At 62.3% G+C, this 12,050-nt stretch carries 11 protein-coding genes; 1 reads left to right on the forward strand and 10 read right to left on the reverse strand.

All coding sequences use genetic code 11. The features are described from left to right. Positions 1-1,101: 1,101 nt before the first annotated feature. The 9 genes from ACN0SY_RS07925 to ACN0SY_RS07965 all read right to left on the reverse strand — a co-directional run bounded on the left by ACN0SY_RS07925 (position 1,102) and on the right by ACN0SY_RS07965 (position 9,275). Positions 1,102-2,586, reverse strand: a complete 1,485-nt coding sequence (locus ACN0SY_RS07925) for a DegQ family serine endoprotease (RefSeq protein WP_417686115.1) — start codon at positions 2,584-2,586, stop codon at positions 1,102-1,104. 153 nt (positions 2,587-2,739) lie between these two features. Then, the gene (locus ACN0SY_RS07930; RefSeq protein ID WP_417686116.1) at positions 2,740-2,925 is read right to left on the reverse strand and encodes a DUF2065 domain-containing protein; all 186 of its coding nucleotides are present in this window, start codon (positions 2,923-2,925) and stop codon (positions 2,740-2,742) included. After that, positions 2,922-3,839 carry a protease modulator HflC gene (hflC, locus tag ACN0SY_RS07935; RefSeq protein WP_417686118.1) on the reverse strand — a complete coding sequence of 306 codons (918 nt, stop codon included), beginning with the start codon at positions 3,837-3,839 and terminating at the stop codon, positions 2,922-2,924. Before hflC ends, ACN0SY_RS07930 begins: the two co-directional genes overlap by 4 nt. Next, on the reverse strand, positions 3,839-5,026 hold the full coding sequence (gene hflK, locus ACN0SY_RS07940) for an FtsH protease activity modulator HflK (protein WP_417686120.1): 1,188 nt from the start codon (positions 5,024-5,026) through the stop codon (positions 3,839-3,841). Before hflK ends, hflC begins: the two co-directional genes overlap by 1 nt. 264 nt (positions 5,027-5,290) lie before the next feature. Beyond that, positions 5,291-5,791 (reverse strand): GNAT family N-acetyltransferase, encoded by a 501-nt coding sequence (locus ACN0SY_RS07945; protein WP_417686122.1) that lies wholly within the window; start codon positions 5,789-5,791, stop codon positions 5,291-5,293. A 20-nt stretch (positions 5,792-5,811) separates the two neighbouring features. Further along, positions 5,812-6,657, reverse strand: a complete 846-nt coding sequence (locus ACN0SY_RS07950; protein ID WP_417686124.1) for a universal stress protein — start codon at positions 6,655-6,657, stop codon at positions 5,812-5,814. A gap of 84 nt (positions 6,658-6,741) precedes the next feature. Continuing rightward, entirely contained in the window at positions 6,742-7,254 is a 513-nt protein-coding gene (locus ACN0SY_RS07955; RefSeq protein ID WP_417686126.1) for a dihydrofolate reductase, read from the reverse strand. An 84-nt stretch (positions 7,255-7,338) separates the two neighbouring features. Next, entirely contained in the window at positions 7,339-8,724 is a 1,386-nt protein-coding gene (locus ACN0SY_RS07960) for a TRAP transporter large permease (protein WP_417686128.1), read from the reverse strand. Further along, positions 8,724-9,275: a TRAP transporter small permease subunit gene (locus ACN0SY_RS07965; protein ID WP_417686130.1), complete on the reverse strand. Its 552-nt coding sequence runs from the start codon at positions 9,273-9,275 to the stop codon at positions 8,724-8,726. The genes ACN0SY_RS07960 and ACN0SY_RS07965 overlap by 1 nt, the downstream gene beginning before the upstream one ends. A 286-nt stretch (positions 9,276-9,561) precedes the next feature. Here ACN0SY_RS07965 and ACN0SY_RS07970 point away from each other — a divergent pair, with 286 nt between their 5' ends. After that, positions 9,562-10,941 (forward strand): GH1 family beta-glucosidase, encoded by a 1,380-nt coding sequence (locus ACN0SY_RS07970; RefSeq protein ID WP_417686131.1) that lies wholly within the window; start codon positions 9,562-9,564, stop codon positions 10,939-10,941. A 7-nt stretch (positions 10,942-10,948) separates the two neighbouring features. Here the strand turns inward: ACN0SY_RS07970 and ACN0SY_RS07975 are convergent, their stop codons facing one another. After that, positions 10,949-11,848: a DMT family transporter gene (locus tag ACN0SY_RS07975; protein ID WP_417686132.1), complete on the reverse strand. Its 900-nt coding sequence runs from the start codon at positions 11,846-11,848 to the stop codon at positions 10,949-10,951. Positions 11,849-12,050: the final 202 nt, after the last annotated feature.

A 12,050-nucleotide genomic window follows, 5' to 3' on the forward strand; every position in this document is an offset into this window, starting at 1 on the left:
CCAGCACAAATAGCGCCGCGAGGCTTGCCTCCGGCGTTCCGGCAGTGTGTCTCCGCTCGATCCGAACGGGATGGCAGGCACCCGGCGCTTGCCGGGCGAATTGGGTTGGTTGGGTGAGTGGCAAGGCGTCCCGCCTGCCCGAAGGCCTGTCCCAGGCATCTCGCCGAGCGCTAAGGTTTCCATCCGCGTGCCACTGCGGACTGCGGGGAGGGCTGTCAATTCTCCCCGACCCGTCGCCTCTCTGACCGGGCTGCCCCACGTCTGTCACCCGTGGCGCCTTCGGCTTGAGCGATCCGCCGGAGCGCGCTACCGGTCCGTTATCCCGGATAGGTGCTCCTGACCTCCGGCTCCCGCCGCCCCGAACGGTCGGTCCACTCAGGGCCCCGTGACGGCGAGAACAGCACCAAGTGTAAGTCAGGTCGGAGGGGTGGGGGATAAAGGAATTCGGAGGCAATGATTTCAGAGGGTTGCAGCCGAAACAGCGGGGATAGCAGCGTTGCCGTCAACCTCACCGCTTCCTCGTCCGTCACCCCGGACGCAGGCGCAGCCGGAGATCCGGAAACCCCTACGCCGCAACCTTTCGTTTTGCGTGCCCCGCCGAATTTCCTGGTCCCGGATCAGGTCCGGGACGGCACCTAGCGTGTGGCCGGGCTGTGCTCCGCAGTATCACCGTCACCCCGGACGAAGGCCCAGCCGGAGATCCGGGGCCTACTCGTTCGCAGAGCGGTTCAGCTGAGGAATTGTCGTGCGGCAGGCCGTGTCACAACACGCCAGCGCTTCAGCAAGCGGAGCTGCGAGTGGGTCCCGGATCTTCGCGTCGCTCAGTCCGGGATGACGGCAGAGGAAGCGGCGTTGCCTTTGCCACACCCTTTGCCGTCATCACCGGATTTGATGGAGCCAGCCCCGACCTGGTCGGGGGATCCATGCCGTGACGCTTCCAGGTCTTCCGCAGGTCGCCGGGTATCGGATGGGATCCCATAGCCGCTCTATGGGATGATCCCAGCGCTCGCGTCAGCCTCGCCCGAATGAAGCGGCAAAAGCAAAAGGGCCGCCCGAGTGGGCGGCCCTGATGACTATTGTGGCGGAATTGACCAGGAAAGATCAGTCCTCGATGCGAACCGGAACGAAGCGCAGCTCGCCGGTCGGGTTGGAAAGCAGAAGCAGCGCCGAACGCCGGCCGTCCTCTTTCAGCTTTTCCACCTGCTCGATGACATCGTCCGGCGTCGCCACCGGCTCCTGCGCCACTTCCTTGATCACGTCACCAGCCTGCACCCGCTTTTCTTCAGCGGAGCTGCCCGGTGCGACCTGCTTGACGACAACGCCTGTCACGTCTTCGGAGATTCCGAATTCCTGACGGGCCGCATCATCGAGCTCGGCGAGGATCATGCCCAGCACCTCCGTATCAGACGGCGTATCGGTCGTCTGGTCGTCGCCCTTGTCCTTGTCGCCGTCTTCCGCTGCGGCTTCTTCAAGACGCCCGAGCGTGACCTTCAGAGTGACCTTCTCGCCCTTGCGCAGGACGACAACGTCGACAGCGGTGCCGATGGCGGTTTCGGCCACCATGCGCGGCAGTTCGCGCATGGTCTCGACTGGACGGCCGTCGAATTCGAGGATCACATCACCCGGCTCGATCTTGGCTTCCGCTGCCGGACCATCGTCGTTGACGCCGGCGATAAGCGCCCCCATGGCCTCGTCCATGCCGAGGCTTTCGGCAATCTCGTCGGTGACTTCCTGGATCCGCACGCCGAGCCAGCCGCGGCGGGTCTCGCCGAATTCGCGCAGCTGCGAGATGACGCGGGTCGCGGTCTTTGCCGGAATGGCGAAGCCGATGCCGATGGAACCGCCAGAGGGCGAGATGATCGCGGTGTTGATGCCGATCACGTTGCCGTCCATGTCGAACAGCGGACCGCCCGAGTTGCCCCGGTTGATGGACGCATCGGTCTGGATGAAGTTGTCATAGGGACCGGAGTTGATGTCGCGGTTGCGCGCGGACACGATCCCGACCGTAACGGTGCCGCCGAGGCCGAAGGGGTTGCCGATGGCCATGACCCAGTCGCCGACGCGGATGGCGTCGCTGTCACCAAAGCTGACGGCCTTCAGCGGCTTGTCCGGGGTGACCTTGAGGACCGCGATATCGGTCTTCTCGTCGGTGCCGATCAGTTCGGCCTTCAGCTTTGTGCCGTCGTTGAAGTTGGCGGTGATCTCGTCGGCGCCTTCGATCACGTGGTTGTTCGTGATGATGATGCCTTCGACCCCGTCAACGACGAAGCCGGAGCCGAGCGACTGCACACGGCGCGGACGATCCTCGCCCCGGTTCTGACGGTTGAAGAACTCCTCGAAGAATTCCTGGAACGGAGACCCGTCCGGAACCTGCGGCATCGGTACGGAGCGTTCGCCCTTGACCGTCTGCGAGGTGGAAATGTTGACCACCGCGTCCGCCAGCTGTTCGGCGAGATCGGCCACCGAGACGGGCCCCTGCGCATGGGATACGGACACCGGCTGCACGGCGACGAACGCCCCGACCATGGCGGCAAACGCCACGGATTTTGCACCGCTCAAGTGTTGGCGAAGAAACTGCAAAGCCATCGGGCCTTAACCTCCATCCCTGACGGATCGGTACCGGCGGCAAGAGCCTGCCGGCATCCTCGTGATACCCTAGATCACGAGATTATACGGATTTGTGGCGCTGGCGAGCACAAGAAGCTCACGTAGCGCCACTTTTGCGTTGTCTGGTTCGGGTTATCCCCGAACGAACCATACGAGCAAAACGCCCAGCGCCAGAGCGACCAGACCGGCGGTGCGCATGGTCTGGTCGGAGGTCTCAAGGGCTGCGCGCATCATTGCCTTCATGCCCCCTGGTGCGAGCGCATAGAGGGTTCCCTCCAGCGCCAGCACCAGGCCAAGGGCAACGATCAGGTCGCTCACTGCGCAGCAGGTGCCTGCAGGCGCTGACCGGAACTGCCTTCCGTGCTTTCGGACGCACCCATCGGGTCGTTGAAATACCGGAAGAAGCTGGAATCCGGCGACAGGACCAGGCTGGTATCACCCTGGCGCAGGCTGGCTTCATAGGCTTGCATCGAGCGATAGAAGGCGAAGAAGTCCGGGTCCGCGCTATAGGCTTCAGCGAAGATCTTGTTTCGCTCGGCATCGCCGACGCCTCGCATGATTTCCGCGTCACGCTTGGCTTCTGCAACCAGAACCGTCGCATCGCGATCCGCACGCGAACGAATGCGGCGGGCCTGTTCTTCACCCTGCGCGCGCAGCTCGGTCGCCTCACGCTGACGTTCGGTCTGCATCCGGGCGAAAATCGCCTGGGAGTTTGCATCCGGCAGGTCGGCGCGGCGGATCTTCACATCGATGATGTCGATGCCAAGCTCTGCAGCCGATCCGCTGACCGCGTTTCTGATGTTTGCCATCACGCCATCACGGTCGTCACGGACGAGCCGGTCAAATGAGGTCCGGCCAAGCTCGTTACGCAGCGCGGCGTCCAACAGCGTGGACAGCCTGCTGTTGGCAGCACGGATTGTCTGGAGACGCTGATAGAACAGGACCGGGTCCGAGATCTTGTAACGGGCAAACGCATCCACGACGACACGCTTCTTGTCGGCCAGGTTTGGCTCGATAGGCGGCATGTTCAGGTCAAGGATCCGCTTGTCCAGATAGATCACATTCTGGAACGGTGCCGGCATCTTGAAGTTGAGACCCGGCTCCTGGATGACCTTGTCGATACGACCGAAGGTCAGAACCAGCGCCTGCTGGGTCGGATTGACGACGAACAGGCAGGCATAGGCCACGAAAGCGGCGATCGCCAGAAGAACGATAAGGATTCCGCTACGCATTACTGGGCACCTCCGGATCGGCCTGCCTGAGAGGCACCACGGGACGTCAGCTCACCAAGCGGCAGATAGGGCAGAACCCCCTGCTGACCCGACGACTGGCTGTCGATGATGATCTTGTTGTTGGAACCGAGAACCTTTTCGAGGGTCTCAAGATAGAGACGCTCGCGGGTCACGTCCGGCGCGTTCTTGTACTGCTCGTAGACCTGCATGAAACGCTGCGACTGACCGGTTGCCTCGGCGACGGTCTGGTCGCGATACGCGCTGGCCGCTTCCGTCACCCGCGCGGCTTCACCCCGGGCTTCCGGCACGATCCGGTTTGCATAGGCCTGGGCTTCGTTCTGGATACGCTCCTGGTCGGCACGGGCCGCCTGAACGTCACGGAACGCATCGATGACCTGCTGGGGCGGGTCGACCTTCTGCATCTGGACCAGCGTGATCTCAATACCTGCCTGATAGGAATCAAGCGTTGTCTGCATCAGGTTACGGACGTTGTTCTGCGTTGCCGCACGATCTTCGGTCAGAATTGAGTCGATCCTGGAGGCCCCGACGATCTCGCGCATCGCACTTTCGGCAACAGCTTTCACCGTGCCTTCCGGGTTCTGGATGTTGAACAGGAAGTTGGAGATACCGTCACGCGTGTTCTGGATACGCCACTGAACCTTGAAGCCCACATCGACGATGTTCTCGTCGCCGGTCAGCATCAGGCTTTCCTGCGGAACGTCGCGGGACGACACGGAGTTGCCGCGGATGATCTCCTCGACACCAACTGTCAATTCGCGCTGCAGCTGAACCTGAGGCTTGTAGACTTCGCCGACCGGATAGGGCCAGTTGTAGTTGAGGCCCGTGCCGGTCTGGTCGGTGACCTTGCCAAGCACCAGCTCGACGCCGACTTCGCCTTCCTCGACCCGGTAGAGACCGGACGCCATCCACACGACGGCAACGACGCCAACCACGAGCAGGATGCCCAGAGCACCGAGACCGCCACCGCCGCCACCGGGCAGAACAGTCTTCATGCGGTCCTGGGTGCGCTTCAGCAGTTCCTCCAGATCGGGCGGCTGATTGCCTCCGCCCCGGTTGGGACCACCGCCCCACGGACCGCCGTTGTTTCCGCCACCGCCCCATGGGCCGCCGTTATTGCCGCCGCCCTTCCAGGGGCCACCGCCGCCTGACTGATTGCTCCAAGGCATCAAGAGTTCCTTCGTTACGCTTCCGGCGCTCTCATCGGGTCAATCGGCCGATTGCCCGACGCGCGCCGGAGTTAAGGTTTGCCTGTTCTGACTCACCGCAGGTTATAGGGAGGTTACCAAGGGCTTTCAACGCAAGGCCAGCCCCTTGCCTCCCGAAAAACCGCAAGAATGGCTCATGTCGCAATTGGGTCTGCACGATCAAGGTTTCAAGGGCCGAACCTGAGCAATTCCGCTGCATGCGACCCTGACGGCCATGATGAGGCGTCAGACGACGCGGATCATGTCCACATGTGGAATACCGTCTTCCAGATAGTCCTGCGAAACCCGTTCGAAACCGAAGTCCTTGTAGAAGTTCTCCAGATGGGCTTGGGCGGACAGATGGATCGGCGTACCCGGCGCGGTTTCAAGGCATTTTGCAACACCTGCCGCCATGAGGCGCCGGCCAAGCCCGGTGCCGCGATAACCCGGCGCCGTTACAACCCGTCCGATACGGGATTCCGTCGCCCCGGACGGGCCACCCACGCTTTCCGGCAAGAAGATGCGCAGGGCCCCGGCGATTGCGCCTGTCGACTTGCTCACAAGCAGATAGTGCAAGGCCTGCGGATCCTTGCCGTCGATCTCGGGAAAGGCGCAGTCCTGCTCGACGACAAAGACGTCCTGACGCAGCCTCAGAAGGTCGTGCAGCCGGCGCGTCCCAAGCTCATCGAAACCCAGCCACTCGCCGTCAAGATTCATCGCTGCTGCGGCCGCGCTCGCGTCAGTCATCTGGTCGAGGTCCGTTCGTGTCAGTGAGCAAGGAACAGCGGAAGCTTCGAATTTTCCAGCATTTCACTCGTTGTTCCGCCGAGAATGGTCTCCCGAACACGCGAATGGCCATAAGCGCCCATGACGACCAGATCTGCGTCGAGAGCCTTTGCCTCGTCCAAAATCACCTCTGACACAAGTCGGCCATCCGATTGTGCGGTTCTCGCCTCGACATTGATACCGTGTCGGGCAAGCACCAGCGCCATGTCCGCTCCCGGTTGTTCGCCGTGATCTTCGGGACCACTCACCGGATCGACAGTCAAGAGTGTCACCTTTTCCGCAGCTGTCAGGAAAGGCATGGCATCCGAAACGGCTTCTGCTGCCTCCGCCCGTGAATTCCAGGCCACCAGAACACGACGTCCAATTTCCCTGCCAGCAAAGGGCCGGGGCATGTAGAGAACAGGGCGGCCGCTATCAAACACGGCCCCGTCGATGGCCTGTTGCTCGACCGATGTCAGGTCGCCTTCGCCGGAGCGCAGGATCACGGTCAGGTCGGCGTAGATCGCATGTCGGGCAACGAGGTTGTCCTCCCGAGCAACGATCGCCTGATGAGCCCGCACATCAAAGGAAACACCTTCGGCGGAAAGCATTGCCTCGACGTCGTCGCGCGCGGCCTTCAGACCTTCGGCCCGTTCCTCGCTCTCTTCAATCCAGACGCGGGTGTAGCCCGCACCGCCATAACCGTAGAACGGCAGGCTTGGAGCCTCACCGACGAGAAGGACGGAAAGATGCGCGTCGGCGGCACGTGCCAAGCCTGAGACGGCCTTGATCGCCGCTTTGACATCTTTCGAATATTCGGCAACGGCCAAAATGGTCTTGAACGCCATGGAAACTCCCAAAGACACCCGCGCGGCTCTCGGCCGCACAACACTCAGTCTATCAATATCGCGGCCGCTGCGGCTTGTTCTACCTCAAGCCGACTTGCGCCGGTAAGTGACAAAGTCGAAGTCAGCGCTGTCGCGCTCGCCGCGCTCCCCCTTGCGTCTTTCGACTTCCTGCCAGATCTCCGGATCGATCCGAGGGAAGGACGTGTCTCCCTCCGGATCGGCTTGAACCTCCGTGATTTCCAGCCGGTCGGCCAACGCCATTCCCGCCCGGTAGATCTGCCCGCCGCCGATGATCGCGACTGCATCTTCGCCCTGCTCCTCGGCAATTTCAGCTGCGCGCTTCAGCGCCGCCTCAAGTGACCCCGCCGTCTCGGCACCTACCGCCTCAAAGCTTTCGTCCCGCGTGATGACGATATGAGGCCGCCCCGGCAGGAGCCCGGGAAGCGACTGGAAGGTCCGGCGCCCCATGACCATCGGCTTACCCTTGGTCATGGCCTTGAAGTGCTTCAGATCCGACGAGATATGCCAGGGCATGTCGTTGTCCGCGCCGATGATGCCGTTGCGCGCAACAGCTGCGATCATCATGATCTCGGTCATCGTCAGTCCTTTTCTCGCAGGTCTATCGCTCGGTTTCACTTCGGATGGAGAGCGCCCGGGTCGTTGGTTACGGGTCTACCCGATTCACAACACCCTCGGAAGCCAGGTGACGAGCTGCGGAAAGGCGAAAAGGATCCCGATCGCAAGAAGCTGCAGGAGAACGAAGGGGACGACACCCCTGTAGATGTCCGCAGAGGCAACTTCGTCGGGCGCGACACCACGCAGATAGAACAGCGCAAAACCGAAGGGCGGTGTCAGGAACGAGGTCTGCAGATTGACGCCAACTGCAACCCCTAGCCAGATCGGGTCCACCCCGAGAGCCAGAAGCACCGGAGCGGTGATCGGGATCACGATGAAGATGATCTCGAACGTGTCTAGAATGAAGCCCAGCAGGAACATGATCGCCATGACGAGGGCGACGGCCGCGAGTTGGCCGCCCGGCAGATCGGCAAGGAACCCGTGGACGAGATCTTCCCCGCCCATGAGCCGGAAGACGACTGCAAAGACCGACGCGCCGAAGAGGATGACGAACACCATGGACGTGATGGTCGCCGTGGCGGTCGCCGTCTCCTTCAGGACGGCAGGGGACAGCCTGCCACGCAAAGCTGCCAGCACCATAGCCCCGACCGCCCCGACTGACGACGCTTCCGTCGGTGTCGCGATGCCCCCGAGGATGGAACCCAGAACCGCCAGGATCAGCGCCAGCGGTGGAACCAGTGCCAGCAGCACGTCGCGGCCAAGCCGGTCTTTCTCGTGTGGGGTCACAGGGGTTGCCGGGCAAGATTTCGGGTCGGTCACGGCCTTGAAGGCGACATAGGCGGCGTAGAGCCCCGCCAGCAGCAATCCGGGAAGCATGGCCCCGGCAAAGAGATCCCCTATGGAGACGGGTGCAGGAGCAAAATTGCCCCTGGCCATCTGTACCTGGGCATTGATGCCCGACAGCATGTCGCCCATGAAGATCAGCACCGTGGACGGCGGAATGATCTGACCGAGGGTTCCGGACGCGCAGATGACCCCGCTGGCGAGCCTTGGGGAATAGCCTGCCCGCAGCATCGCCGGCAGGGAAATCAGGCCCATGGTCACCACCGTCGCACCGACGACGCCGGTGGAGGCGGCCAGCATGGCCCCGACCAGGATCACGGACAGTCCGAGCCCGCCGCGCAGGTTGCCGAACAGCTTGCCCATGGTGAGAAGCAGTTGTTCGGCAATCTTCGAGCGCTCCAGCATGACACCCATAAAGATGAACAGCGGTACGGCGACCAGAACCTCGCTGGTCATGTAGCCGAGATAGCGGCTCGGCAGGCTGCCAAGGCTGGAAGGATCGAAGACCCCGAACCCCATGCCTACGAGACCGAACAGCAGTGACACACCGGCCAATGTGAAGGCCACGGGGAAGCCCAACAGCAGGAAGCCGATGATGCCGAAGAACATCAGCCCGGACAGGATTTCGCCGATCAGAACCGGATCCATCAGCCCTCCGCCTCCCCGTAGGCGAAGTCCGCAGGCACCAGTTCGGACCGGCCTGCGAGCACCAGCACTGAGCGCAACAGGACGGCAAGCCCCTGAAGCCCGAGCAGCGCGGCAAATGCCAGGAGGAAGGCCTTCAGAATGAACAGGCCCGGAAGTCCGCCCATATTCGATGAGGCCTCGAGGATGCCCCAGGACTGACCGACGTAAGGTTGCGCATAAAGCGTGACGACGATCGCGAAGGGCAACAGGAACAAGCAGGCGCCGAACAGATCCGCCAGCGCTTTCCGCCGCTTGCTCCAATTCCGGTAAAAGACGTCGACCCGCACATGCTTGTCGCGCAGCAGTGCAAAGCCAGCAACAGACGTGAACATGGCCCCGTTCAGCCAGACATAGAGATCCTGCATCCAGACGTAGCTCAGTCCGAAGGCATAGCGCAGCACCACAACGGCAAAGCAGACCAGCACGATTGCCAGCGCGAACCATGAAAAAACGCGCCCCGCAATAGCGTTCAGTGCACAAATGAGCCGGACGATTGCGGCGATCACGGTCATTCCAGAACTACCCTTTTGCCCCCGCGCTCCCAGCGGCCCGGCGACGCGCGAGCGCTTCCTGCACATGGCACGCTTGGCCCTGCCACGGCAAGTCGCAACGTCCAATCAGACGGCTCTTCCGCAACAGATGCGCGTCATTGTGCCCCTCAACTTTGAAAATCGCTTGATCCAAAGCGCTTTGAAGCCTATGCCCTTGGCGCGAATAATTTGCCGTTGTGCGCGCAAACCCGTCTCGAACGGCAAACAGCGGGCAAAAAGGCCGGCGGGGCGACAAGGGGGAATGCAGATGGTTTCGGCACGGAATCTGGCGACGAATTTTCCGAACGATTTTCTTTTCGGAGTTGCGACGGCCGCCTACCAGATCGAGGGTGGCGCTCAGGAAGATGGTCGCGGTCCGAGCATCTGGGACGCCTTCTCGAAGATGCCGGGTCGGGTCTATCGCGGACATTCAGGCGATGTCGCCTGCGACCACTATCACCTGTGGGAAGCCGACCTCGACATGATCAAGGCGCTCGGCGCCGACGCCTACCGCTTTTCCATCGCCTGGCCGCGTATCCTTCCGCTTGGCCGGGGACAGGTGAACGACAAGGGCATCGCGTTCTATGATCGACTCATCGACGGAATGCTCGAACGCGGACTGAAGGTCTTCCCGACGCTGTATCACTGGGACCTGCCGCTTGCGCTTGCAGGCGACGGCGGCTGGACGGCCCGCTCGACCACCGACGCCTTTGCCGACTATGCCGAGATTGTCGTCAAGAACTTTGGCGACCGGATAGATGCGCTGGCAACGATCAATGAACCCTGGTGCGTCTGTCACCTGAGCCACCTCTACGGCATCCATGCCCCTGGCGAGAAGAGTTTTGACGCCTTTGCCGCCTCGGTTCACATGGTCAACCTGGCCCATGGCAAGGCGGTCGAGGCGGCACGGTCCGTGCGCGCCGACATTCCCATGGGTGTGGTGCTGAACCTGCATTCGGTCTATCCGGCCACGGACAATGCAGAGGACACCGCGGCCGCCGAACGCGCCTTCAAGTTCCACAACGGCGTCTTTCTCGATCCGGTCTTCAAGGGCTCCTATGACGGCGAGATCCTGGAAGCATTCGGCGATAAGCTGAAGATCGAGGACGGCGACCTGAAGACCATCAGCCAACCGCTCGACTGGTGGGGCCTCAACTACTACACGCCCATGCGGGTGAAGCATGATCCGGCGCCTGACGCGCAGTACCCGATGACCCTTGGCGCCCAGCCGGATGCAAAGGCCATTCGCACCGACATCGGCTGGGAAGTGCAGGAAAACGCCCTCGCCGACCTGATGAGCACCTGCTACGAGCTCTATTCGCTGCCGGCCTGCTACATCACTGAGAACGGTGCCTGCTACAACGACGAGCCGGTGGACGGCGTCGTCAACGACACGTCCCGCATTTCCTATCTCGAAAAGCACCTGTCCGTCGTCGCGAATGCTGCCTCCGGAACGATCCCGCTGAAAGGCTATTTTCTCTGGAGCCTGATGGACAATTTCGAGTGGGCCGAGGGCTACAGGATGCGCTTCGGGATCGTCCATGTCGACTATGACACCCAGGTCCGCACGCTGAAGAACAGCGCTCACTGGTACACGGACCTGATCGGCGCCCACAAGGAAATCCGGCGCGGCCGCAACAGCGAATAACGCTGGATCAGGCAGCCTTGCGCTGCCGTCCGCGAATGAGGATGAACAGCCCGGCTGCGACGATGAGACCGCAGCCGATCAGCATGGCCGCGTCGATGTCCTCGCCGAAGAACGCAATACCCATGCCGGCTCCGAACAGCAGCCGGGAATAGCGGAAGGGCGTCACGCTGGCGACCTCTCCTGTGCGCATGGCCTTCATCAGCGCCGAATAGGCGCAGACACCGGCAATGACGGCAGCGGCTATGGCCATCAGGCTGGCGGTCGAGGGCACGACGAGTTCTTCGCCTTCCCAGGCCCCGAAGACCGCGCCCGCGATCACGATGGTCAGAAAGCCGTAAAATCCGAGCAGGTTGGTGCCAAGCGATCGCGGTGCGGCGCGGCTGGCCAGGTCCCGACCGGCAAAGCCGACCATGCCGATGACCGCAAGGATCGAAAGGGGCGAAAAGGCGTCGGTGCCCGGCTGCAGGACGATCAGCACGCCGACGAGGCCGATGAAGATTGCCGTCCAGCGCCTCCAGCCGACCCTTTCTCCGAAGACCAGCGCCGCGCCCATCACCACAACGATTGGAGTTGCCTGCAAAATTGCGGTTGCCGAAGACAGCGGCGTCAGGGCCAGCGCCAGCACATAGAAAAGCCGTCCGGTGAACTCGAAGAGGAAGCGGACCAGCATCACCTTCGAAAAGACCTCTGCCACCAGCAGACGCTCGCCCCGCAAGATGGCCAGCATGGCAAAGGCAGCCGCGCCCCCTGCCCCGAACAGCATCAGGATCTCACCGACCGGCAGCTCGCCGGCCGCACCCTTGATGAACGTGTCCTCGAGCGCAAACAGGCCCATTGCCAGGACCATGAAGAGGCTGCCGAGGAGATTGGCCTTCGGACCGGAGGTGATTGCGGAATTGGGAGCCACGGGAGACAACCGTTGCTGAAGGAAGGGTCTCTAGCGATAGAGCCACAGAGACCCCAGCGCAATCGGAGACTTCAGGGTGCGACAGATAGGAACGCGAAAGTGAACCGCCCCAGACCGTCATCCCGGCCAAGCGCAGCGCGAGCCGGGACCCACTCGCAGGCCCGCTTGCCGAAATGCTCGCGGACCGATTTCTAACGTGGCC

It is taken from the genome of Roseibium sp. (assembly GCF_048261595.1).
Lineage (GTDB): Bacteria > Pseudomonadota > Alphaproteobacteria > Rhizobiales > Stappiaceae > Roseibium.